Raw genomic sequence first — 25,591 nt, 5'->3', positions numbered from 1 at the left:
GCTCCCCTTTTTTAGTAAGATGGCTGAATTTAGGTGCGATTGGAGGCTACACAGTTGAGAATAAAAACAGATATGCCGCTGCATCTAATGCTGCTGCCTGGCGTTTTAGTTACGCTTGTCTATGCTTACGGCCCTATCCTTGGCGTCGTGATGGCATTTCAAAAATATGAACCGGTGCTTGGCTTTTTCAAATCCAAATGGGTGGGGCTGAAAAATTTCAGATACGTATTCAACCTGCCTGACTTTAACCAAGTTTTGTGGAATACGGTGCTTATCGCGTCTTTGAAAATTATCTTTTCGTTAGCGGTTCCCCTTATTTTGGCGCTGCTGCTGAATGAAATCACCAAAAAGTGGTTTCAGCGCATGATTCAGACGAGTATTTTTCTACCGTTTTTTCTTGCGTGGACGGTTCTTGGCGGAGTCATTCTGGAGTTGTTTTCCTTGAGGGGCCCTGTTAACGGCATGATTTCAAGCATGGGTCTGGAGCCGATTATGTTCATGGGCAGCAATAATTGGTTTCGAGCGATTATGGTCGGTTCGGATGTCTGGAAAGGCATGGGCTATAATATGATCATTTTTTTGGCTGCCATCACCGGCATTAACGCAAGTTTATACGAGGCTGCCGAAGTAGACGGGGCTGGCAAATGGAAGCAAATGATGCATATTACATTGCCAGGGATGATGCCAATCATCATTCTAATGACGACATTAAGTCTTGGAAATATATTGAACGCAGGGTTTGACCAAATCTTGATCATGTACAATCCAACCGTGTATCAGGGTGCTGATATTATTGATACCTTCACTTACAGGCTTGGTTTATTCAGTCAACAGTTTGCACCTGCTGCGGCAGTGGGACTATTTAAGTCAGGCATATCCGTCGGTTTGGTATCGCTATCCTACTATCTGGCGTATAAATTCAGCAATTACCGAATATTTTAGACGGCTGGGGGACTTCATATGGTTTATAAACCATCGTTTAGCAGAAAGCTGTTCGTCTTGATGAATGCCTTGGTACTTACCTTCATTATGATCATCGGTATTGTGCCGTTCATTCACCTGCTCGCTGTCTCGTTAAGCTCCAACACAGCGGCGATGGCTGGCGAAGTTAAGCTGCTGCCGATAGGATTTACGCTAGATGCTTACGTGTATCTTGGACATAAGGTGGAATTTATTAGATCTCTCCGTGTTTCCCTGGAAAGGGTCGTGCTCGGAACGGTCATCAATATGTTCCTGATTTTCATTACCGCTTATCCGCTTGCCAAAGAAACGACGCAGTTTCGCTCACGAACCGTGTATGTATGGTTTTTTGCGGTTACGATTTTCTTGGGCGGAGGACTCATTCCGACATATATGATTGTCAAATCAACCGGGATAATCAATACGATCTGGGCGCTTGTTCTGCCTGGCGCATTGAATGTATGGAATATGATTATGATGCTGAACTTCTTCCGAGGTATTCCCAAAGAAATGGAAGAAGCTGCTACGATTGACGGAGCAAGTCATTGGACGCTGCTATGGAAAATCTATTTGCCTGTCTCGTTGCCAGCCATTGCAACCATAGGGTTATTTACCATTATCGGACACTGGAATTCTTGGTTTGACGGTATTCTATATATGAATTCACCGGATAAATATCCGCTTCAAACCTACCTGTCCACCTTAATCACCGCAATGAATGCGCAAATGCAGTCTGTGAATGTCGAGCAGCTCAAACAGTTGGAGAATCTGAGTGAGAAAACGCTGCGCACTGCGCAGATTTTCATGGGGGCGCTGCCGATTTTAGTGGTGTACCCGTTCGTACAACGATTTTTTATTAAAGGAATGACTGTAGGCAGTGTGAAGGAATAAAACGAAGGCGGGGTAACACATGCGAAAAATAACAGTGGCATTAATCGGAGCGGGACAAAGAGGAGTTAACTATGCGGGATATGCGCTTGAGCATCCAGATCAACTGCAGGTTGTTGCTGTCGCTGAACCAAATATGAGTAGAAGGCACAATTTTCAAGCGCTGCACGGATTATCCGATGAGCTCTGTTTTGAGAGCTGGGAAGATTTATTGGGTAAACCTAATCTTGCGGATGCCGTCCTTATTTGCACGCAGGACCATATGCACTATGAACCAACGATGAAAGCTTTGGAAGCGGGCTATCACGTGCTGCTCGAAAAGCCGATGTCCTCCGATCCATGGGAATGCATCCAAATGGGGAAGCGCTCGGAGCAAGCTGAACGCGTATTTTCGATTTGTCATGTGCTCAGGTATACAAACTTTTTCACAACGATCAAAAGGTTGATAAGCGAGGGTGCGATTGGACAGCTCATGTCGATTCAACACAATGAAAATGTAGCGTACTGGCATCAAGCACACAGCTTTGTCAGAGGGAATTGGCGCAAAGCTTCCGAATCCAGTCCGATGATTTTGGCCAAATCCTGCCATGACCTGGATATCATTCTATGGTTGGCAGGAGCGGATTGCACGCATGTATCCTCATTTGGATCTTTGTCTCATTTTAAAAAGGAAAATGCCCCGGAAGGAGCACCGCAGCGATGCTTGGACGGATGCCCGGTTTCGGATCAATGTCTATACTACGCGCCTAACGTGTATCTGACGGACGATATATATTGGCCTACTTCTGCGATCAGCGATGATCTTAGCTTGGAAGCCCGCACCAAAGCGCTGCAAGAAGGACCATACGGCAGATGCGTGTATCATTGCGACAATGATGTCGTGGACCATCAAGTGGTCAATCTGGCGTTTGCCAATGAAGTGACGGCTGCTTTTACGATGAGCGCATTTACGAATGATTGCAGTCGAACGCTGAAATTGATGGGAACGAAAGGCGAAATTCGCGGTGCGATGGAGAAAAATGAGATTGAAGTGATTGACTTTGCAACAGGCACAGCTACGCAAATCTCACTGGAAATCCCGGGAGGACATATCGGGCACGGAGGCGGAGATTTTGGTCTGATTCGCGATTTCATCAAGCTGGTTCAACAGGACAGCAAAGGGGATGGATTGACATCTGCGGCTCAATCGGTGCAGAGCCACTTGATGGCATTTGCGGCGGAGCGGTCAAGGCTGGATCGAAAAGTTGTTGCTTTGAAGGAGTTTTGGGAAGTGAATGAAGTAAATGAGGCGTAAAGTGGGTTTAGGCAAATGGATGGCCGCAGTAGTACTTGTGCTCACTGCGGTTGCTATTGTTGTTCTGGCAAAAGGGAGTCTATTTGTCGTTCAAGCAAGCAGCGATGACATGGCTTGGGTCAATGAGATTCCTATTAGCGTCGTTGAATTTAATAAGGCATTGCGCAAGAATAGAGGCTACTCGGGGGAAACGCCGACGGATGAGTGGAAGCAAAAGGCGCTCGACGACAGCGTAAGCATCAAAATGCAGCAAATCATTGCGCAGGAAAACGGCGTATGGTCAGATATCAGCTATTCGAGCTTTTTGCAGCAGTGGAAGCGAGAAAATGAAAGAAGACAGCAAGCCATTCAGAACAAACAAGTTGTGTTTGGACCAACCCAATATAGCGAAGATGGCTATTTTGAATACATGCTCAGCAATGCCAATATAGCGGTGAAGAAAAAGATGCAAGAGCAGGAAGCGGGATTGGCGGATGGCTTGAAAGCCTTTTATGAGAGGAAAAAAGATTCGTTATATGCCTCACCCGGTTCTGTGAAGGTGCAGCAGGTTATGCTGACTTTGCTTGATGCTAATCATCAAGCTTCTTTGAAAGAAAAGAAACGGCAGGAGATGGAAGAGGTGAAGGCCAAGCTTTCATCTGGGGCAGATTTGGAAGAGGTTGCCAAAGCTTATATGCCGGAGGGGACGATTTCCGTGCAGCAGTTTGCTGCAAACAACGTCAGACAAAACTTAAGAAGCCCTGCAGCGCAAGCAGCCCTGAAGATGAAGCAGGGGGAAATAAGCGATGTCATTGAAGAAAATGGCAGCTATATCCTTATGAAATGTATGGAGAAAAGCGAGCCCGGTTCCGCTTATACCCCGTTTGAGGAAATCAAGGAACAAATCCTCAAAGATTATATAGATGACAAATATAAAGAGCAGCTTCAAACAAGGATTTCGCGAGCTCAGATTATGGTAAATGACAGGCTGTATCAAGCTGTGAAAGTTGGTGAATGAGAGGCTGCAATTTGAATGTTGTAAGCGCTTCATATATATTCCTTTGTGGGATTACATGTGAAGCATTACATAAACAAGAATAGGAAGGAAGGTGTTTTATGTCCAAATGGACGGCAAGAAAAATCCTCAGTCTAATCGTTGCGACCGTTATGCTTCTCAGCCTGAGTGTTGCAACGCCGCCAACTGCTGAGGCAGCTGGAACGACCTACTACGTAGATAATACGGGAGGCAATGACAGCAACAGCGGAACGAGTACATCCGCAGCGTGGCAATCATTGGCGAAGGTGAATGCCACAAACTTTGCTCCCGGGGACCGCATTTTATTCAAGGCAGGCGGCAGCTGGAGCGGTCAGCTATGGCCCAAAGGTTCCGGTGCCAGCGGAAGTCCGATCGTAATTGACCAGTACGGAACGGGCAGCAAGCCGCTTATCGCTGGCGTAACTACGGAGCTATCAACCGTGCTTTTGAAAAACCAGCGGTATTGGGAAATTAACAATTTGGAAGTGACGAATCCGTTTGCTGGACCTTTAACCAATAGCGCGCGTGGTGAACGGCGTGGTGTTTATATTTTGAATGAGGAAAGCGGGATTTTGCAGCATATTTATGTGAAAAATATGAACATTCACGATGTGGATGGGATCTATACAACGCGCGCCGGGGGCATTATTTTCGATTCTGTAGGATCGAATGTGCCGAGTGCTTTCGACGATATCCTGATCGATGGCAATGTATTGACGGATGTGGATGCTTATGGGATTTACATCAGCTCCAATTGCATTCTTCGCTATGGGATGAGCGATTTATGGCCTTGGGTGCCTAAGCCTTACGGTCCGTGGACACCGACGACGAATCTGAGAATCTCGAACAATACGATCATTCGACCGGCTACGGGCGGAATCGCCTGGAACGTGACGGACGGGGCAGTCGTTGAGCGCAATACGGTTCAAGAAGCCACCTATCTGGCAACGAATGCATCCATTTGGTGGGCTTATTCGGATCGCAACGTGGTGCAATTCAACGAGTCGTTCGGAAGCCATAATGGCGCCGAGGACGGCGAGGGATTTGACGTTGATGCGGGGAACATCGGCTCGCTGGTTCAGTATAACTACAGCCATGATAATGCAGGCGGTTTTATGCTGTTTGTGAATGATACGTACTACACGGTCGATACGGTGGTCAGGTATAATATCAGCCAAAATGACAAAAGAAGCATTTACAGGTACAGTGGTTCGATTAAAAACGTGACCAATCACAATAATACGATCTATGTAGGAAGCCAATCCGGCAATCCCGTTATGAGCGATTATTTCACGAAGACCTCAGGCTCTCCGACCAATATTAAAAACTACAACAACGCTTATTACAGCGTAGGAGATCGCGGATGGAATCTAACGGGACAATCGTTTGATTACAACGCCTATTATGGCGGCAGTACGCTTGTCAGCTCCGATACGCATAAAGTGACGAGTGATCCGAAATTTGTCAGCTCAGGCAGCGGAGGCAACGGCATGAATTCGGTGAGCGGATACCAGCTGCAGTCCACTTCTCCGTTAATTGGTGCCGGTGTTCCTATTACATCGAACGGTGACCGAGACTACTTCGGAAATAGCTTGTATAACGGAGATCCTGACATCGGGGCCCACGAGTACCAAGGTTCTGTGCCTCCGGCAACGAACAAGGCGCCGGTCGCTTATCCGACGATAGCCAAAGCAGCAGCCGATGATCTGGCTTCGCGTGCTCTAGCAAGCACCACATTCGCATCTTTAAACGCGACGACCGCTGTGATCCGAAATATCAACGATACGTATTATGACTATGCTTGGTCAAGCAGCACGACGCCTACGTTTCCGAACTATATAACGCTCAATTTCGGCGGGGCTCAGGTGACGGCCAACCAATTGAAGCTAAATACGAGGTTTGGCCAGGGACAGGGAATAACGAATTTCGATCTTGAATACTATAACGGCTCGGCATGGCTGCCCATTCAATCGGGGATCAATCTCACATGGACTTCCAACACCAGCGCCGATGAAGTCAAAACCTTAAACTTTGCCCCAAAAACCTTTTCACAACTTAGATTGAAGGTTAATAGCGGAAACCACCAGTGGGGGAACATTGCGTTGAATGAATTGGAGCTGTATAACGCTCCGACCAACGCTGCGGCTTCAGCAGCGGCAAGTACTACATTTCCGGCGGGAAATGCCGGACCTATTAGCAATATCAACGATAACAGCGACTCCACAGCGTGGTCCAGCGCGACATCGTTCACATTCCCGCAGTACATTACGCTGGACTTTGGGAGCAATTCCGTCACCACGAGTAAGCTCAGCTTAGCCACCCATTTCGGCATGGGCCAGGGAATTACGAACGTGGATGTCGAGTATTTCAACGGCACCAGCTGGGCAGCAGCGCTATCCAATGCGGCTATCGTTTGGGGGCTTAATAACAGTACAGTGGAGACGAGAGATGTTGTATTCCCTACGGTTACTACGAGCAAAATCAGGCTAAAGGTTAATAATGGGAACCGTCAGTGGGGCAATATCGCGTTGAATGAGCTGCGTGTGTGGTCGAATTGATGCGGATGCGTCTTTCCTGTGGCGGGAAACTAAGCTTTTGAGTCTGCCGAAAAACTTAGGAAGCAAATGCAGCAAGACCCCTTGGCCGCAGATTTTGCCGGACGAAGGGGTCTTCATGATAATCATCGAGTTTTAGTACGTACCCTTTTTCACTACTTCACTTGTGTGGAGCGAATCGAACGCCTTCAGCAAAGTACCGCGCGCCGACTTCGTCGGTATGTTAACTAATGCCAGGCTTGGGACATTCCGAGACCCGGCCTTTTTAGGGGACCTTCGGTGATCGTAAGTTATACAACAACAGACGCACGTTTCTTAACAATTCCAATAAAAACTCAGCTCCCAAAAAGCCTTTGAGGGCTGTAAAAAACTAAAGATATTCAGATTTTTGTAGAAGATCTAAATACCCTTCATACACTTGATTTCCTAGTACACAATCACTTGTACTAATGCCTCTAAAGATAAATAATTGATTCATTACTTTTTTGCACAATCCCTGCAAAGTTCGTTTATAGACCTATGCAGTTCGAGATAAATATTGGTAAAAGTCAAAAAGCATAGGAAGATAAAAAACACTTGACTTTTGGAATTCACCACAATAATTGCGAAGGATACCTTAACCAAGGTATTACTTCAAATATGTAGGTGATTTTCTAATGAAAACGCTAAAAGAACCGAAATATCGTGATTACAACTGAGTGAGTGTGCGGGGGCTCCAATTTTGCGTACCCTTTGGGAACGTTTTGACATGTCGCTACTTTTAACTCAGTCTGGCATGATGAAGCGCAGCGGGACTCCGTCCTGGTTGCTATGTTTTCTCTACGTTGTGGGTCTCATTTCGAATTGTTCTTCCGTTGTCCAAATGGCCGATATGGCTCAAAAGGACTCGTTATTAAAACACATGTTTAAGTCACGGAAGCTTGCTCAGTACACGATGAGCCGCTTTTTCACCACTTCTTTTGCGTGGAAAACGTCGGGAAAAAGCGAATTGAACGCCTTCAGCAAGATGAGCAAACACAGCTACAAGAAGGCGATGTTGTGAATTTAGATGACACTCGCGGATGATTTTGTGTGTTGCTTTGAACAGGAAAAGGATGCAAAGCGATTCTATGAGGCATTGGTTGTAAGGCTGAATACGTTTGGGTTAGAGATTGTAGAAGAGAAGACGAAAATTATCCGATTCGGAAGGCAGTCAGAAGTGGCATGCAAAGAGGTAGGTTTAAAGAAACCAGAAACCTTTCGACTTCCTAGGGTTTACTCATTACTGGGGCTCCTTTTGCTGGCGCTCTGTCGCCAATAGAACAGCCCTGTATTCGCTAATAAGTGGTTGAGCCTCTTTGATTACAATGGCTTGAGCCATTTACAAGAATTGTAGTGGTAAAATTGGTGACTCTTGACATGGAGCCTCTACAAGCGTGATTCATGCGAAAGGGCAAAACCGCAAGGGTTTCGCAAGGCAAGTCAATAAATCAATATTCAATTGATAATTAATAACGAAAATAGTCCATTAGGGAATAAGAGGAGGCTGTCCCACAGGTGATGGGCAGCCTCCGGAACAGAGTATACTTTCTTGGAATGTACGCTTAATACCAGCTGAGGTAGGCGTTGGCAACCGCCGTTCCAGCCAAACCATTGGGATGCGGATCGTTATTGGGACTGAGGTACTGCACTTGAATATTGTTATCATTCGGCGCAGCTTGCGACAGCACTGCGGCAATGTCGAATACGCGGTCAACTCCGGCCGGTGGACTGGTGCGAATGGTCTGGTTAACGCTCCTCCACGTCGTTTCAGCTGCGGCGGTGAAATTAAACGGCGGTATCGTAAACAATATAACGGTGGCAGAGGGATTCTCTTGTTTAATTTTGCTAACAATTGTCGTGAGATCCGCAACGATTTGACTTGCGGTTCTCACTCCCGTGCCGATGTCGTTCACGCCCAAACAGATATTAATCTCATCATTTGTTTTGACTTTGTTTAGCCATCTGCCATCGGATGCCGCATCTTGTGCCCGTGCGTATCCACTGCCGAGATTCCAGATGCCCTTGTCAGTCGGCATTCCGTCTGCAATTTTAGATACCCAGTAGGCATAAGCATCCCTCGTTGTACTAATCCCTTGAGTAATGGAATCCCCCAAGAATGCGATATTCTTTGTAACGGGTTTGTTATAGGCGAATAAATTCGGAGCGACTAAATAATCGCCGGTATTGCTGAAGGGCGTCCCGCTTTCGGAGCCTGCATAACTGCCGTTTGCTTGAAATGCTGTGACCATTGAGTTGTACGTATAGGGAATTGTACTGCCGCTGGCATAAGTCGCAATCGTCCAGGTAAAAGCAAGATAATGCCCGGATGGAATGTTAATTTGGACCGGATTGCTCCAAAAAGTCTCACCCGGACGCACTAATTTGGAAGTCGATGCGCCATAGGAGACTTGCTGCTGGGTTCCGGACACAACAGAACCATCAGGACTTGTTCCGCCGTCTGCCACATATGCAGCATCAATACGCCAAGTTGAACCTGGTTGATTGGCGTACGCTAACGCTCCGTCTGCCCAAGTGCTATCCACGCTGTTGCTATACCATAAGCTCCACATGAAGTCCCCGTATTCGTGCGGTTTAATATAAGTTCTATAGGTGTAAGTAAATGGGGTCACAAAGTTGATGATTTTATTATTCGACGTGCCAAGAACGGTCCCGGAAGCTTTCCCTCCGTAAAATGTGTTAGCGCTGCGCTCTCCAGTCAGTTCGATATTATCGAAAGTGATCCAATTGCCCCCATTCCCAACCGAATAAAAACCGATTTCAAGATAACCGTTTGTAACGTTAATATTCGGAATGCTGATTCGAGTATAGGAAGATGCCGCCGGAATGTTAACCGACATTTCAGTTACCCCATAGTTCTTGGCCACCATTCTGGCTTCCCTTTGTCCGCCGCTTGATTTCACCCATGCGCTAAGGGTATAAGTTCCGTTCTCCAGACTCGGCGTCTGATACGTATATACGGTATAGCTGCTAGCTTTCCAATGACCCCCTTCACGTTTGATACGTATAAACAGTATAGCTGCTAGCATTCCAGTGAACCCCTTCATTCGAACCGCCAGTAACGCCGCCTGCCTGATAATAATCCGCCTCGGGATTCGGCCCCCAAGTCGACCATCCGGTCGCCGTTTGGCTGCTGCCCCCGTCTTCGAACGAAGGATTATGAACCTGATTGTCCGCTGCTTCTGCAGGAGTGACAAGATAAAATGTTGTGAACAGGAGCAGCATCGTGCAGACTAGCGCGAGCAACCCCTTTTTCCTCCGATTGATTGTCATAAAGCCTCTTCCCCTTTCTGAACCCACTAATTATTTGGAAATGACAATTCGATCGAAACATTGGCCAGCCCGTTATTCGCTGCGACCATAGACGGGCCCGGCCTTGATTCGTATCCTTGGAGCCGTATAAGGTAATCTGATCACCAATGGATCGGATGGAATAGGGATATCCTGCGGTTCCTGCCCACCGAATATTCCCTTTGTAAGCATTGGCATCGCTGCCTGACGACCAGCTGAGCATCCATGGTGCCCGCGCTTATGAACTGGCTGAGCAGAGTCATTTCCTCATCGGTATCATTCCTCCTCGAATTCGTGCTAGGTAAGCGCTTGCATATTATTTTATTCGTTCACGTTCTCATTTGCTCGAACAATACTGCTGTATATACGTTGATAATTGCTAATGCTTTTGTTTGTCGTTTGTCACTTGATTATTCAGACCCTGTGCGGCCTGCAGGCGTACTCGTATCCGATCATTATTTTGTACCGCATGGTTACTCCTGCTATCGGCCTCTTGGAACCAAAGACTGGTTAATGATGTACACGTACACATTGTCCGGGACAGGATTGATCGTGTACGTGCAACAAGAATTTTTAGCCATACAAGGCTATATTTCAATCGTGCCTCCGGGAATAATTTCTACATTGCTCCCAAGAGTACCTGGGAGCAGTTCTGGGCGCACAATCCCATGGAGGAATTGCTGACCAAATTGCTCATTAGGTTGGAAATTTCGTGGTGGATGCGGCTGTCGCCGAACTGATTAAGAAATACAAAAAAAGCCGGCGCGCAAGTCGTTTGAGACAAATCCACTGCTGATACCCAGTTCGCGTCACTCAAGGCGTGATCCAGGTGTATTAAGAATAAAATAAAGGGATATACATATTATTCATTAGTTTACAAATAATGTACATTAGTATAATTTAATGATACGATCAAAAAAAACTGATCGAGCAAATAAAATTGATTAAAGGTAAGGTGTACTTGATGGACGAGATTTACGAAATTACATCCTATGAGCAAGCCAAAGTTATATCAAATAAACTTCGTATGAGAATAATCTCCACATTTGAAGATGGTATTCCCCGCACATCTAAGCAAGTAGCTGATGAATTGGGACTACCTGCATCCAAAGTGCATTATCATGTTCGTGAACTAGCCAAAGTTAATTTGCTGCTCCTCAAGGAAAAAAAAGATAAAGGAGGAATTATCGAGAAATATTATTTGCCGATTGCTCAAACCTATCGTATTTGTCTAAGTGATGAATTCTTATCGGAAGAAGGAGAGAAAAGCGGTCGATATATTGTCGCTAAATCGGTATTAGAGGAATATCAGGATTCCATTCTTTCAACTATTGTAAAACTTGAGCAAATGAAAGAGTTTGACACTCAAAAAGCATTTATTAAATCAACTACATTACTTTTATCCAAAGAGAAACAAATCGAATTTTATAACGAAATCACTGATGTTTTTGAAAGATGGAGTAAGATCGCGGAGAATGATATAGAGCAAAGCGAGCCCACTCGAATTATGATGACAGCCCACAGAAAACTATAGGAAGGGGCATGAAGTTATGTACTCATTTTTGAAAAGAAATCCTTTGTTCAGAAAATACTGGATTTCAACTTGGTTATCAGAGTTAGGTGACTGGTTAAGAAATATGGCGCTAATGTACGCTGTTCTTGATCTTTTTCATAAATCATCTGTTGCCATGTCTTATATTATGTTCGTTGAGTATGCACCAATTTTCTTATTTGCACCTCTTGTTGGTGTGTTTGCTGATCGTTGGAATCGTAAACGGACCATAATTGCCGCTAATTGGTATCGCGCTGGGATGGTTATGTTACTACTAGAGGCTGTGTGGTTCGGACCTTCGTGGGTCATTTTTCTCGGAGCTTTTCTATCTGCGGTCGGAACTTTGTTTTTTCGAGCACCAGGGAATGCTTACACAATGCAATTTGTTCCAGAAGAAGATCGGAAAACTGCAGCTAGCCTTCGTCAAATATCTAGTAGTGTAATGATTTTAATAGGACCAGTAGTGGGTACATCCATTTATATGTTTCTAGGTGTACAATGGTCTTTTTTAATCACCATCCTTTTATTTGTAATAAGCGCCGTGCTCATAAAAACCATATTAACTTCTGAAATTATCGAGAGAAAGGGACTTAGTATCTATTCTGTCTGGTCCGATTTATTAACAGGAATTCGGTACGCTTTTAAACATACAACTGTTCGACCCATATTAATTTCAGCGATGTTTGTTGGGTTTGGTGCCGGTCTCATTCAAGTTTTGGAAATTTTTATTATTACCGATTTTCTTGAGCTTCCCCAGACAATTATAGCTGTATTAGGTTCCATACAAGGGGGAGGAATGTTAGTTAGTGCATTTCTTGTTCAAAGATCTAAGTTATCCGCAGATCAATTAATTACCTACGGGATGATTGTCATGGGTATAGGGCTTGGATTGATGGTTCTTTATCCGAATCTTGCCATTACAGCAGCAGGTATCCTTGTATTTAGTTTAGGACAAATCTCATTAAATGTAGGGATAGCTACGTTAATGCAAACCAAAGTGCAGTATACGTATCAAGGACGTGTTCAGATGACCTTTCATTCCGCTCTAATGGGGGCATTGACAGTAGCACTCTTAGTTTCAGGATGGATGTATCAATTCATTCCATTACGAGCACTTGTAATTAGCGGCGGGGTTATTATTATATTAGGTGGATTGTTAAGCAGTTGGCTGTTCTCTTACGGGCAGCATACTGAACTCGCAGAACATTCAGTTTAGTATATGCAACATGCTCGTATCCGTTTTAATTAGGCACTAGAGATATCAGAAGAGAAGGTACCTAATAGACTAAAAATCCATATGAATATTTGATTGTTGTTAAACAAACGGTGAACGATCGTTAAAATATTATAGCGGCAACTTAAGACTATATTTTCTAATCTCTGTATGCCGCTGCGTCTTTATGTGAGTCTAAATATTCCCTTTGAGGAACACGTCAATAATCAGTCTGAGTGAGTTTTTGGTAAAGTAGCAGATTTCCCTGCTCAAGTGCGTCCTGTTGTTCTTTAAGTCTTTGTATCTCTGCCCGAAGACGCTCAATGGTTGCTTCCATTTCATCGATGCAGTCTTGAAATTGCCCAACATCATCTTTTGTTCCCATCCTATATATACTCCTTTCCTCGCCCTATAATCGCCGGTCATTAACAGGAAAAGCTCAGTCTCTGGCGAGCCCCCAAAAAATGTTCTAAAATTTCGTGTAAATAAAGGGGATAGAGTTCGTTGGGAGGCTTACGAAGGTGCATGGAGTTGAAGACCTTGCCGCAGGCTAGGATTTGCTTACTATTATTTACAAGACACCAAATGGTGTCACATGCTAAAAAATTTCACCATATAGTGTCCTATTAGATAGACCATAAAGAACATGGGAGAGGGTGTTGTGAACGAGAACAACCAACTGCGGGATGTTTTCGAGTTGTTACTGGGCTCGTACAACTAGCTGGGGCAGTCGGACTTGTTATCGGATACTGAGCGCTAGGTGACTATAGGGGAGAGGAGATGGAGGAGAGCCCGCTTATGCGGGCTCTCCTCCATAATGTTACCTACTAGGGAACTCTGACAATTGCTTTCTTCCACAGTTACAGGAAAATTGTGTTATTATTTGGAAAAGAGTTAGTAAAGAGTAGTGAAGTAATTAATGACAACTTACTCTGACTACATTGCTTAAAGGAGCAAGGCGGCATGCTTGTGATCCCTGATACATTTACTGATAGAATGCAAGAGCTTCACGGTGAGCAAGGCGTCGCATGGTCGGAGGCGCTGCCTAAACTGATCGCCGACAGTGCAAGCCGTTTTGATTTTAGTCCTCAAGCTCCATTTTCCAATTTAACCTATAACTTCGTGCTCCGCGCAACGCGCAGCGATGGGAAGCCAGTCGTTCTTAAAGCATCTTTCATGAAGGAGGAGCTTTCTAGAGAAGTCAGTGTACTTCGTGCCTTTGAGGGCCGTGGGGCGATTCAAGTGCTTGATGCAGACGAGGAGTGGGGGGTGGCCCTGCTGGAGGGTGCCGACCCTGGCACACCGTTATCCATAATTGATGATGATGCGCGTGCGACGAATATCTTTTGCGAAGTGTTTCGCCGCCTTCACCTACTGGTACCTACGGGCAGACTCTATCCGTCCATGAAGCGGCACTTCGCGGCAATCGAGCGATACCGCAAGCGATTCGACGACGTGAGCATAGCCGCACCGCTACCTGAGAGCTGGGTGGAAAATGCGGAAGAATGTCTGGAGTACCTCATCACGACCACGAGTGAGAATTTCCTATTGCATGGTGATCTGCATCATGAAAATATCCTTCGACAAGGCGAAGAGCAATGGGCAGTCATTGACCCAAAAGGCATCATCGGCGACATCCATTTCGACACGGTCCAGTATCTGCTTAACTAAGGATCGGGGTGGTGAATGTGAGCAGGTGCTGCGGGGTCGAATTGCGATTATGGCTGACCGCCTCAATCTGGCCCCCCGCCGAATCGCGATGTGGGGTGTGGTGCGAGGCGTGCTTGAGGCTTGCTGGTCGATTGAAGACGGAGGAACGGATTGGCACAGAGGCATTCAAGTAACGGAACGCTTCGCCAAATGTCTGGATTGAGGTCTATCTCGATTAACTCAAACAAATAAGGAGCTGTTGTAGTATTGGAGAAAGGCATACTTATTTCACAAGTATTATCAATTGCTGAAAGTAATGGTTTAACTGACATTACACCAATTGAACTCAGTAATGGTGGGAACCTGATCATTCACTTGGCTCCCTACCCGATTGTGGCCCGAATAGCTACTGTCATTTCCAAAGAAAATGCAGAGTACGCATACAAAATACTTGATCGTGAGTTGCATATATCACGTCACCTCCAATCCAAGAGCGTCCCCGTGTTATGTCCTGCTGACCTTAGTGATGCAGGACCGCACGATGTAGCGGGTACTTGGTTGACATTATGGGAATATATCCCTCCCACAGTAATTCAACCTCCTTCACCGAGTGAAGTAGTCGAATTGGTAAACGGACTTTCACTAGCAATGAAAGATTTCTTTGACGAGCTTCCTATGCTTGGTGTTTGGGAGCGGACATGCCAATCGGCTGCCAGATTGAGAAAATACTCCGATCTGCGTATACAAGCACTTATCAAAGTGTTTCTAAGGGTAGATAAACGAATGCGGCTCGAACCCAGTTTGCTATTACCGCACGTACACTAATGTCTACATTAGGTAATTTGGATGTCGCCCTTGCAGGTCACGGAGATTTGGAATTCGCAACTAGACAGCTAGAACTTGCGGAAGATTTCATACGTCAGATAGATCTAATAATAAGAAACGAATAGTGGCTTTGAAAGGATTATTTTGAGGAATCTCGAGAATGGGTATCAATACTGCTTGGCAGCATCTCATGGAGGCGATACATATGGCGAAAAATGGTGTGTTAATTACAACGACATCTGTTAATGAAGCGATCAAACTCGAACATTACAAAGGGATCGTGTCGGCAAGAGTCGTGACTGGCGTCGATCTATTCTCGGACTTATTCGCTAGTTTTAGCGATGTTTTTGGCGGTCGGTCCGCCACCTATCAGAAACAATTGAAAAGTATTTATGACGAAGTGATCCACCTGCTGACAGAGGAGGCCGTCAAATTGGGGGCTAACGCAATCATAGGAGTGAGGATTGACCATGATGAGGTTTCCGGTAAAGGCAAACAAATGTTTATGGTCACGGCAACCGGAACGTCCGCCTTCATCCCGGATTATGGTTATGAGAAGGAAGTCGCAGCCGCTGGTGTGAAGGATGAGATCTCATTCGAGAAGTACCAGTACGAGCACAAACGGTTGAGTATGATTAATAACGTGAACCAAGATTTTAATGTGGTGCCAAACTATTGGCCTACCATTTTGGAGTATTTTTCGCCAGAAGTGATGGCCCAAGTATTCAAGTTTTATCATTCGATCGATTATGATTACAATAATTCGCTGGAAAATGTGTTCCAATATTTCGCGGGTGTTGAAGAGCCGCTCGCCAAGGCGTTTTTGTACGACAAGCTCCAAACCAACGGCAAAGCGATGACCGTGATCAAACAAGCGAAGCTGACGGACTATGATTTCATCGAGAACCTGCTCGTTACCAATACGGAATGGATCGTGAAGAAATATGCGCTTGTCCTCGTATCAGGAGATAAACGCAAGTATCACGTTGATGACATTGGCAAGCTCGAGAAGCTGATTGCTCTAGTCACGCGCACGTTTGTTCAACGGGGGAAGCACGATTCAGACAAATGGACCTGCGAATGCGGCAAGGTGAACAAGTCGGGCATCATCTACTGCAAGTCATGCGATCAGGATGATCGGGGGTTCAAGAAAGGCGAGGTCAGCATTGAAGACACGTTGTCCAAGCTAAAAGAAAATCTATATGTATTGCAGCATATTTTCGGCCAGGCTTGAGAAGCGGTAGTTCGGTGCGTGCGAGGATTTTCTGGAATGGTTTTCTCGTTGAAAAAAGTGAGCTGCGCAGAGATGCGCAGTTCGCTTTTTTTGCGCTTGTTACAGGCTTCGATCTGAGAAATTTAGAAGTGCATTATAATATTAAAATTGTTATTTTTTGGTATAATTGCAAATAGCAATATCTCCTGATTTTTTTAAGTATTTTCTTTCTAGTCTCATTAGCTTAAGTCATTCCATTCTATTTTCTCTATTTTTAGGGCTAGTTTTTGCAATGATTACGAGAAAGAAGACTTTTAGTAAGCAATTTGGTATAGCGGTAGCCATTATTGGGGGAGCTCATTTGGTACCCGATTCCTTAGAACATGGGGTTCCTTTCTTAGCTTTGATGTTCTGCTTCTAGGAGACCCTTGGTTTTTGTTTCCGTTAGTCATTAGTTTAGGTACAATGTTTTTCCAGCCTACCCAAAAGAGAGTTGTATCTGTTTTTCTTACTCTTGCCATAGTATATCTAGGAGTACGCGAAGTAGATAAACAAATGCTTCTGTATCAAATCAAGAATCAATTTAATTTGACACCAGAAGCTTCAATAGGAGTGATTCCCACAGCTGAAAACCTCATACGACCATTATTCCCTCTGGATTGGTTTGAATGGAAATACTCCCACTGATCAGGAATGATTCTTTCACTTATAGATCAACTCAGAAAGAGGAACGACAATATAAAGTGTTGGTGGAAAAAGAGTTTCAAGTTGTTTTTTCCCCTACAGATAATACCTGGTATGAAATGGATAAAGTCGTCAACGAAATACCGTTTACCAAACGCCTTACCGATTCTCCGCGGCCAAGCTGGACGCAGGCTGCAATCTCTCCTGCGTACCGCCAAAGGCAGCTCGATTATGCCAATACACGCCTCTTTATACGTCTAAGAACCCATAATTTTCCTCCTGTCTTGTAAAATACTTCAGTTGGATCAGGCACCGCCTCCCTTCGTATTGATAATACTCGGCCTAAAAATCTAAATTTTCAGATAATTTAGAACGCCAAATAATATCATTAAAGGATTATAATTTTTTATGTCCCTAAATTATCATAAAACATGTAGTCGAAATATAACGAAATGCTCCAAAAGTATAAACAAAAAGTATAAGAAACCCGTTTAAAGTCGATTTAATAGAGATTTTCCTATACCTCCCGGGAGCATTTATTAATACTTGTTCCATCAGGTATTAACGTCGCAAAATAATCGGCAGTTGTTTGACACCAAACATAATCCAGCTGTCGATCCGCTCCAAAGGCTGCGAGTAATCGAGACGGAAATCAGGGAACCGTTTCAGCAGCGTTTGCATCGCTATTTTACTTTCCAAACGTGCTAATTGCGCGCCCAAACAGTAGTGAATGCCGTGACCAAAAGCGAGATGGGGATTCGGATTCCGGTGGATATTGAAGATTTCCGGATGCTCGAAGATATCTTCATCATGGTTGGCCGAGCCGATCCAGATGTTGACCATTTGTCCGGGATTCAATGTTTGCCCGCGTAGAATCGTTGTCTGCGTTACCGTTCTGATCATCGTTTGAACAGGTGAACAGTAACGAAGAACTTCCTCAAGGGCTTGCGGGATCAAGGTGTGATCCGCGATAACCTGTTCCCTGACATCCGCATAGCTGTCAAAGAGGAGCATCGCCGAGGAAATCAAGTTGGTTGTGGTCTCATTTCCCGCTACAAGCAGCAGTATGCAAAAACCGATCACTTCTACATCACTTAATTGGGCTCCTTCTTCATTGACGCGCACAAGATTGCTAATTAGATCCTCCTGAGGCTCCACTCGCCGCCTAGCGGCAATCTCACTAAAATAGACACTCATCTCTTGCTGACATTGATAATACCTATCGGTATCGTTCCCAACCAGCGCATCCGACCACGCTTTGAAACGCTCACGATCTTCCGGTGGAATACCCAACATTTCGGCAATGACGATAATCGGCAGAGGACTCGCATAATTATGCAGACCATCGACCTTGGCGTTTGTCTCCATCTGGTCGCTTAACGCTCCGGCTATCGCCTCAATCTTAGCTGTCAGTCCTTGGATAATTCGAGGCGTGAAAGCTTGAGAAACAAGCATCCGCAATTGCCGATGTTTGGGCGGATCCTGTCTCAGAATACTCGACTCAATCGGATCATTCACGGATTCTACGCCTTGCGATGAAAACAGATCATGACGAGCGAAAATCGTTTTGACATCTTCGTATTTAAAAACATTCCATGCCGTTTTCTCTTTATTTAACGAAACCGGGGAGGAATTGCGCATTTCTTTAAAATAAGGTAATGGAATCAGTTCGTTTGAAGCTGAATTTTCCCAATTCATTCATATCACCATGCTTTCATTTGATTTTCGCTTAAACTGACTAGTCAGTACAAAGAAATCAAAAAAAGGTGAATTACTCACCTGCAGTCATAAACAACCCCGACGTAATGATTGTGTAGAAGAATCGCTCCATATGCTCACGAGACAATTCATGCGTATTGCTCATAAAATAATTAGCTGCGCTGTCGAGCATGCCGACAATGCCTGCAGCGGCTAACTTGCAGTTAACATCGCGCAGCACGCCCTCTTGCTTGCCTTCTTCCAAAACCTCAGCAAGAAAATGAATGTAGTCAATTCTCAGCTTTTTCAATTCTTCCAGCACTTCCTGGTCGATTCCATTGGATAATTCATTAAAAACGATGTGAGCTAAGCCGCTGGACTCCAAAAAGAGATCGAGATTGTGCCTGACAATTCGTCGAATTTGTTCTTCGAGAGTGAGATTAGCCTGAAGATCGGCGCGGATTTTATCAATAACCTCCTGGAAACCTTGGATAACAAGCGTTTTAAACAATTGGGCTTTACCCGGAAAATGATAGTAGAGAGTTCCTTTGGCCACATTGGCTCTCAGGGCGATTTCGTCCATGCTTGCTCGATGGTAACCGTTTTTAGAAAATACGTCGACCGCGGCATGAATAATTTTCACTTTGCTCAATGAAGATTCTCCTTTCGTAACGATATGAATAACTGACTGGTCAGTACAAGTGAAGTGTAACATATTGGTAAAAGAACAGTCAATACAGGTGAAAGCAAGTTTGGCAGCATAAAAAGACCTCCCGAAATGAACAAATGTTCAATTCCGAGAGGTTCGTAATTACTTCGACAACTGTTTGTATTTATTCAAATACTTCACAACGGTAAGCACGTAAGTCGCGTGAGACCAAGTGAGTGGAGCAACGGAAACCGGATCACCAGTGAAAGGATCGAGCTGCTCGGAGAGCACGCCGCTTTCCATCGCATGTTTGACGACCCATTCTAGCGTTTGGCGCGGGGCTTCGAGTTCAGCCAACGTTTTGGCGTATTCGATTTCCCATTCGGCGATCCAGAGGGTACAGATGATCCATGGATTGCCGGGTACATTTTCAATATCCGTAGAGCGTTGGAAGTAATAATCATGATGATAGCGGGCTGAGCCTCCAACTTCGGTTTTGATCGTGAGACCGGCTTTATTCGCTCGCATCGTGCCAACGACCCGCTCGTCATCCGCAGGCAGAACGCCGAATTCGAAGATGCCGTAGACCGAGCTCTCGAGCGTCATATCTTTGACCCATTCGCCATCCTCCATATACAAGCCGCGAACGAAACGACCTTCTTTTTCGTCCCACAGATGCTTGAGGATGCCGGATTTGATTTTCTCCGCGGTATGCTTGTAGCGGTTGCTTCGCTCTTCGTCACCAAACAAGTTGCTGAAGTTGGAAGCTGCAATTAATCCGCCATACACGGCAGAAGCGGTGAACGTATAAATACCGTAACGCTCTTCCCACAGATCGTAACTCGGCTTCGGCAAGTTCAGCTCTTGATCAATGTACGTGGACATGAATCGAGCCGCTCGGCGAATGAGGTTGCGATACAGGGATTGCGCAAATTCGAGACTTCCATTTTTCTGGAAATCCTGCCATAGCGCAAACAAGACTAGTGCGGTTTCATCCTCTTGAATCGGAAGCTGCACACGTCCCGAATGAATATAAGGATGCCAACTAGAGCCTACGGTACCATCCGGATTGTATTTATGATGCAGATACCCTTCAGGAGACAGCACGTTCGCGCAGAAATTAAAGAAGGGAATAATCATGCCCTGGTAGCCTGCCATGGACATGGAGTAGGCGATTAAAGCGCCGTCCCGCGGCCACATGTAGCTGTAATGGTCACGGTTGCTCTGCATAATGTCAGAATCATTGGCCGCGATGATCGCTCCGTTCACATCGGTTTGTGTGCGGACAAGCAGCAGACTTTGTTTGAAGAGGCGCTGAACATCCACATTCAAATCGAAATAATCGCGCTCAATTTTGTTGGCCCACCGTTGCCAGTAGACGGTTACACGGTCCAATAGCTTCCCAGGATGGCTGTCTTTGACATAAGCATCAAGCTTCTTAACTTCCTCCAGATTCTTGCCTGCCCCCATCCAATAATAAAGCGTTTGGTTGGCGTTAGGAGGTACGAATAAGCGGAAGGAAATCGTGCTGTCGACAGAGCCTTGTGCAATGGCATTCCCCATGAGATGGCCGTCTTCCGCATCACGCCACGTGCCCTCAGCGTTATAGAACCTTTTGACACCGGTAGAATATTGATAAATGCCCTCTGTTCCCGTGCTGCCGTTAAACATAAAATAGCGGTCTTTTTTATAATGGAATACGGTATTGGTTAAGGGATAGTAGGCGGCTGTATCTCCGACCTCAGTCTCATTGATAAGCAAATCCTGATTGAAGAACATCCTTACTTCACGAACCGTGCTTTTGTGATTCGTAATTTGAATGCGTTTCAAGTAAATATCTTCACGTTGGTGCACACCATCATTCATGAGGAGGGTGACTCCAAGACCCGGATGCGTTGCTGTCACTTCGGTGACTAGTGAATCTTCGACATAGCCAAGTTTGAACTGCCACTCTGGGGCATTCAACCAAGCGAAGTCACCATCTACCCAAATACCAACGCGGCATTGGTAGCCACCAATATGGTTAAGCTGGCCTACGAAAGGATAATACAGATCTCGCATGTAGGAATGTTGATCGAGGTTAATAAGAAATTTACCGTTTCCGATGACCAGATGTCTAGGCAATACAATCACTTCCCCACTCGTTTGTTTGATCGCGAATTCAGAACCCGTCCTTGAGGTGCCCATTTATGGGATATCGCGTCTCTCGCAATGCAATTGCTAGGACTTCGTTAGCACAGGGCTTGCCAATAGGTTACCTAATTATTACCAAGGAATCAATGATTCTTTGAAAAAATTCTGAAAATTTAGACTGGTCACGCTTACAATTGGCATAGTTCTCCATATTATTTGATTATTTCCTTCTGATGCCGGAATATACCTGTTTCCTGGTCATGAAGGAAAATCAATTTGCTATAAACCTCAATTGTCAAAGTGCTGATGAGTTCCCAGTTATACATGGAGCTGACTTTGCTTAGAGCGTCACTTGTCAGATTAGCTGCAGTCATGGGGTCCTGCAAGAGGCTGACAATTACCTTGGCGAGTGCAGGAGCGTCCCCCGGCTTCACTTTACAACCGTTGATCGGATGATCGACAATCTCTGTAAGTCCACCTGTATCAGAGACAATAACCGGCGTGCCGCTGGCCATAGCTTCTAAAGCAACCAGACCAAAGGGCTCATAGAGACTTGGAAAAATGCAGAGCGCTGCCTTGTGCAAAAGCAGGTTTTTGTCGGTTTCCTCCAGAAAACCAACGAAGCTGACGCGGTCCCCGAGGGTTGCTGCCAGTTGTTGAAGCCCCTCTAGCTCAGGCCCCGAGCCTGCGATGACGAGTTTAGCTTGCGGAATGCGTTTGAGTACGAGGCGCATGGCCGAAATAAGGACATGTACGCCCTTTTCATAAACAAGCCGCCCCAGAAAAACAAGAATTGGCGATTCGCCGTCAAGCAATACGTCAGATAGAAGCGGGTTCGTTGCCAAAAGAGTATCCGCAGGGATGAGAAAAGGCATAACCCCATTGGGGATAGCACTTATTTTATGCTCTGGAATTTGAAAGAGGTCCATAACTTCCTGCTGCATATATAAACTGCATACAATAAGATGATCAGCCCTATTGGCTAGTTTGTTTTCTAGGAGATGGATTCGTTGTTGAACGTGCGTTTCCAGTTTTCCTTGATTTCGACCATGTTCAGTAGCATGAATGGTTGCGATCAATGGGAGCTGAAGTGTTGTTTTACATTCATTTGCTGCGTAAAAGACCAGCCAATCATGCGCATGGATGAGATCGAACTGCAGGCCTTGCTCGGATAATCGAGTTATCGTTTGAAGGAAGGCTATATTCATTTGAAAAACCCAATCCAGGAAATGCACACTGCCAATGGACTCCAGCACTTCAGCACGATGAATATGCACGCCATCCGAATAGGCATAAGGAACGCAGTCCGTCGTCAGACAGGTGATGACATGTACCTCATGACCGGAACGAGCAAGCTGTCTGGATAAATCGCATACGGCTCTCGCCAAGCCGCCAATTACATGCGGCGGATATTCCCATGCTAGCATCAGAATACGCAAGGAGGATGCTGGGTGTGTATCCATGATCGACAAGTGAGAAGAAGATGAAGTTTTAAGCGATGAAAGATTGAAAAGACTGCTTGGAAAGCTGTGGAGCGGGCTTGCAGGTTCTGCCGATCTATTTAAAGAGCTGTCTATAGAGACAACTGGTGGGTTTGGTTGGAATACTTGATAGTTGAGTTCGGGCAAAAAGGGCGATTTCCGCTCCAAGGCAATGACGATTTCGGAAAGGTCTAGATCTGATGCTTCATCTTCTACCAGCTGCAATAATTGGTGGAGATGGGCTAAATGGGTTTCGATACGATTCACCGCGTATTCGGTTACGGTTTGAGCGTCCAGGATGAACGTCCAGTCGCTGCTTTGCGCGAGCATAAGCTCTCGCGCTGCTTGGTTTAGTGCCCGAAGCTGCATCTTTGGCAGCAGCTCCGGGGCAGGGTGCTTCTGCGCAGCAAGCACCAAGCGATCCTCCGCTGCGTGCAGCTGCGGATGAACCCACTGGCTGCGCGGCTGCAGCCAGACCTCGGCATAGCCGCCGCGGCCCCAGCTCGACACGGGAAGCTTCGCTTCCGTGGTCGGCGCATGGCCGGCGGCGTAGCCGCCAAGCGTAGTCGTAGACACGACTACGCCCTGATCCTGCGCGGCGGCGAGCCCGCGCAGCACAGCCTCCAGCCACTGGTGGCCTTCGTACCACCAGTGCCCGAACAGCTCGGCATCGTATGGACATACGATGACCGGCGGCTGCGCAGGCTGCGCTTCGCGGCCTGCTTCCGTCTGAGCCGCGCGAGCGAGGCGGCTCAGCTGCGCCACCCGGCTGGCGACGAAATGCTCAGCATGCTGCTGAGCTTTCTGTGCGGCACGCGCCGGGTGGTAGGGCTCTTTGGCATCGCCGGCGGCTGCGCCGGTGACGCGGTAGTACTTGAAGCCCGTATGAATGCGTGCGCCGTCCGGCAGCACATAGGGCTTCAAGTACTCCCACTCGGCCCCGCCGGAGTGGCCGAGGTCATAGCCGATATCGCGATAATATTCGCGATAGTCGGCGTCGCTTGGGTATCCGACCTCGGCGCTCCACACCTGGGCACCGGCTTCAAGATCCCGCGCGAAGGCACAGGCGCCGCTTTGCGTCCGCAAGGGTACGCAGAGCCCCGAAATCTTCTGCTGCTCTTCGCTGTCCATCTGCTCTACTGCCAGTGCATGCGCATGAGCGTCAACGACGAAGTAGCGCAGATTCAGTGCTTGCAGATGGGGTTCAATCGCAGGGGTATAGCCGCACTCCGGCAGCCAGATGCCAGCCGGAGCTGATCCGAAATGCCGCCGGAATTCAGCAGCGGCGGCCTCCAGCTGCGCCCGCAGAGCGGCATCGTTCTTGATTAATGGCAAGAATGCATGCGTTGCGGCGCACGTGATTAACTCTAAGCAGCCTGAGCTTCCAAGGCTGCGAAATTTACGGATCAGATCGCCGCGAAGACGATCGTAAAGAGCCATAAGCCGATGAAAGTGATCGGCATACTGTCTGGCGGTCGTGCTGAAATCGGCATGGCCCCACAGGCGAATCACTTCTCGCTGCGAAAGCTCACAAAGTGATTCCAGATGCTTGCGAAGCCTTTGCTGCAGAGTTGAATCTGCCAGCATGGCGAGCAGCGGAGGAGAAAGCGACAAGGTGAGTTGAAAGGGGATGTCCTCTTCCAGAAGACGATCCATCATTTCGATCAAAGGCAGATAGCTGTCAACGACCGCTTCGAAAAACCAGCGTTCTTCCAAGGTAATGTCGTCCTTCTCATGACGAACATAGGGAATATGGGCATGCAAAAGGAAAGCAACATAGCCGTGTGCGTGGGGGTTGCTCAATCTGTATCGCCTCCGGATTCCGTATCTGCCGCGTATGCGCTTTTGGGTGCATAGACCGAATAGGCAGAGAAATACTCACAAGTCGTGGTAGGGACAAGCTTCAAGGAAACAGGAGCAAGCCTGTATGTTTCTAGCTGTTCTTGGTTCAGCATGCTATTGGAATCTTCCTTGTTCGTAAGGCTATAGGGTGTCTGGACCGTATTGGAACGAAGAAGTGAGAGAAACTGGCCAAGCTCATTCACGATGCCAAGGTCTGCGTAGCAGCTTTGGCCTGGGTGAACACCGCTGAGAAAGCAAGAATTTCCTTCAGGAAGCGGCAGCTGGGAGATCTGCGTATCTTTCTGTGAATCATCGCCTTCTTGATCAGGGGCAGCGTATATGCGCAAGGTTGGTTGAAGTGCCTTCCACTGGGCACTGAAATGTTCGTGGATCAGTCTAGCCGTTCTTGTTGATAGCTGCCAATAGACAAACAGAACAGATGGAGATTGGACAAGCAGCTGAAGTGTATCCCGATCAAATGATTCAGCAGAGAGAGCTTGGGTAGGAATCGGACTCACCTTTTCTCAGGAAAGTAGTGGGAATAAGCAGCATGGACCTTTGAGCAGTATTGTAGCATATGCAGAATACAAACGAAAAATCTCCTCCTTA

General features: G+C 46.3%; 20 protein-coding genes. 12 read left to right on the top strand and 8 right to left on the bottom strand.

What is annotated here, in order from left to right; genetic code table 11:
• Positions 1 to 72 precede the first annotated feature (72 nt).
• From HQN90_RS21595 to HQN90_RS21570, 6 genes are all read left to right on the top strand, one after another.
• Positions 73 to 942, top strand: a complete 870-nt coding sequence (locus tag HQN90_RS21595) for an ABC transporter permease (RefSeq protein ID WP_079414195.1) — start codon at positions 73 to 75, stop codon at positions 940 to 942.
• Between the two features lie 18 nt (positions 943 to 960).
• Positions 961 to 1,851 (top strand): carbohydrate ABC transporter permease, encoded by an 891-nt coding sequence (locus HQN90_RS21590; protein ID WP_173222499.1) that lies wholly within the window; start codon positions 961 to 963, stop codon positions 1,849 to 1,851.
• 19 nt (positions 1,852 to 1,870) lie between these two features.
• Positions 1,871 to 3,142 carry a Gfo/Idh/MocA family protein gene (locus tag HQN90_RS21585; RefSeq protein WP_173222497.1) on the top strand — a complete coding sequence of 424 codons (1,272 nt, stop codon included), beginning with the start codon at positions 1,871 to 1,873 and terminating at the stop codon, positions 3,140 to 3,142.
• Positions 3,132 to 4,139, top strand: a complete 1,008-nt coding sequence (locus tag HQN90_RS21580; RefSeq protein WP_173222495.1) for a peptidylprolyl isomerase — start codon at positions 3,132 to 3,134, stop codon at positions 4,137 to 4,139. Before HQN90_RS21585 ends, HQN90_RS21580 begins: the two co-directional genes overlap by 11 nt.
• Before the next feature lie 98 nt (positions 4,140 to 4,237).
• Complete coding sequence (locus tag HQN90_RS21575) at positions 4,238 to 6,715, top strand: hypothetical protein (RefSeq protein WP_216855404.1); 2,478 nt, start codon at positions 4,238 to 4,240, stop codon at positions 6,713 to 6,715.
• 745 nt (positions 6,716 to 7,460) lie between these two features.
• The gene (locus HQN90_RS21570; protein ID WP_173222493.1) at positions 7,461 to 7,754 is read left to right on the top strand and encodes a hypothetical protein; all 294 of its coding nucleotides are present in this window, start codon (positions 7,461 to 7,463) and stop codon (positions 7,752 to 7,754) included.
• A 541-nt stretch (positions 7,755 to 8,295) separates the two neighbouring features.
• Here HQN90_RS21570 and HQN90_RS21565 read toward each other — a convergent pair.
• On the bottom strand, positions 8,296 to 9,780 hold the full coding sequence (locus HQN90_RS21565; protein ID WP_246362714.1) for a GDSL-type esterase/lipase family protein: 1,485 nt from the start codon (positions 9,778 to 9,780) through the stop codon (positions 8,296 to 8,298).
• Complete coding sequence (locus tag HQN90_RS21560) at positions 9,743 to 10,024, bottom strand: hypothetical protein (protein WP_173222491.1); 282 nt, start codon at positions 10,022 to 10,024, stop codon at positions 9,743 to 9,745. The genes HQN90_RS21565 and HQN90_RS21560 overlap by 38 nt, the downstream gene beginning before the upstream one ends.
• 982 nt (positions 10,025 to 11,006) lie before the next feature.
• On the opposite strand from HQN90_RS21560, the gene HQN90_RS21555 reads away from it, so the two are divergent.
• Together HQN90_RS21555 and HQN90_RS21550 are read left to right on the top strand one after the other, a co-directional pair.
• A complete protein-coding gene (locus HQN90_RS21555) occupies positions 11,007 to 11,576 on the top strand; it encodes a winged helix-turn-helix domain-containing protein (RefSeq protein ID WP_173222489.1) in 570 nt (189 codons plus the stop codon).
• Positions 11,577 to 11,592: 16 nt separating this feature from the next.
• Positions 11,593 to 12,810 (top strand): MFS transporter, encoded by a 1,218-nt coding sequence (locus HQN90_RS21550; protein WP_173222487.1) that lies wholly within the window; start codon positions 11,593 to 11,595, stop codon positions 12,808 to 12,810.
• Positions 12,811 to 13,027: 217 nt separating this feature from the next.
• Here the strand turns inward: HQN90_RS21550 and HQN90_RS21545 are convergent, their stop codons facing one another.
• Entirely contained in the window at positions 13,028 to 13,192 is a 165-nt protein-coding gene (locus HQN90_RS21545) for a hypothetical protein (RefSeq protein ID WP_173222485.1), read from the bottom strand.
• Between the two features lie 578 nt (positions 13,193 to 13,770).
• Between HQN90_RS21545 and HQN90_RS21540 the strand changes: the two genes are divergently transcribed.
• From HQN90_RS21540 to HQN90_RS21525, 4 genes are all read left to right on the top strand, one after another.
• Complete coding sequence (locus tag HQN90_RS21540) at positions 13,771 to 14,478, top strand: aminoglycoside phosphotransferase family protein (protein ID WP_173222483.1); 708 nt, start codon at positions 13,771 to 13,773, stop codon at positions 14,476 to 14,478.
• Between the two features lie 25 nt (positions 14,479 to 14,503).
• On the top strand, positions 14,504 to 14,680 hold the full coding sequence (locus tag HQN90_RS21535; RefSeq protein WP_173222481.1) for a hypothetical protein: 177 nt from the start codon (positions 14,504 to 14,506) through the stop codon (positions 14,678 to 14,680).
• A gap of 44 nt (positions 14,681 to 14,724) precedes the next feature.
• Positions 14,725 to 15,282, top strand: coding sequence for a hypothetical protein (locus HQN90_RS21530; RefSeq protein WP_246362712.1), 558 nt, complete (start codon positions 14,725 to 14,727; stop codon positions 15,280 to 15,282).
• A gap of 160 nt (positions 15,283 to 15,442) precedes the next feature.
• Positions 15,443 to 16,516: a YbjQ family protein gene (locus tag HQN90_RS21525; protein ID WP_173222479.1), complete on the top strand. Its 1,074-nt coding sequence runs from the start codon at positions 15,443 to 15,445 to the stop codon at positions 16,514 to 16,516.
• A gap of 1,224 nt (positions 16,517 to 17,740) precedes the next feature.
• On the opposite strand, the gene HQN90_RS21520 is transcribed toward HQN90_RS21525, so the two are convergent.
• The 5 genes from HQN90_RS21520 to HQN90_RS21500 form a co-directional block, all read right to left on the bottom strand.
• The gene (locus HQN90_RS21520) at positions 17,741 to 18,877 is read right to left on the bottom strand and encodes a cytochrome P450 (protein ID WP_173222477.1); all 1,137 of its coding nucleotides are present in this window, start codon (positions 18,875 to 18,877) and stop codon (positions 17,741 to 17,743) included.
• A 73-nt stretch (positions 18,878 to 18,950) separates the two neighbouring features.
• Positions 18,951 to 19,520 (bottom strand): TetR/AcrR family transcriptional regulator, encoded by a 570-nt coding sequence (locus HQN90_RS21515; protein WP_338042364.1) that lies wholly within the window; start codon positions 19,518 to 19,520, stop codon positions 18,951 to 18,953.
• A 168-nt stretch (positions 19,521 to 19,688) separates the two neighbouring features.
• Positions 19,689 to 21,650, bottom strand: a complete 1,962-nt coding sequence (locus HQN90_RS21510) for a glycoside hydrolase family 15 protein (protein ID WP_173222573.1) — start codon at positions 21,648 to 21,650, stop codon at positions 19,689 to 19,691.
• A gap of 221 nt (positions 21,651 to 21,871) precedes the next feature.
• Positions 21,872 to 24,943 carry a 1,4-alpha-glucan branching protein domain-containing protein gene (locus HQN90_RS21505; protein ID WP_173222473.1) on the bottom strand — a complete coding sequence of 1,024 codons (3,072 nt, stop codon included), beginning with the start codon at positions 24,941 to 24,943 and terminating at the stop codon, positions 21,872 to 21,874.
• Positions 24,940 to 25,500 carry a DUF4912 domain-containing protein gene (locus HQN90_RS21500; protein WP_173222471.1) on the bottom strand — a complete coding sequence of 187 codons (561 nt, stop codon included), beginning with the start codon at positions 25,498 to 25,500 and terminating at the stop codon, positions 24,940 to 24,942. The genes HQN90_RS21505 and HQN90_RS21500 overlap by 4 nt, the downstream gene beginning before the upstream one ends.
• Between the last annotated feature and the right edge of the window lie 91 nt (positions 25,501 to 25,591).

This window comes from Paenibacillus alba (assembly GCF_013204855.1).
GTDB classification, from domain to species: Bacteria; Bacillota; Bacilli; order Paenibacillales; family NBRC-103111; genus Paenibacillus_E; species Paenibacillus_E alba.
This window is presented reverse-complemented; position numbering and strand designations above follow the sequence as displayed.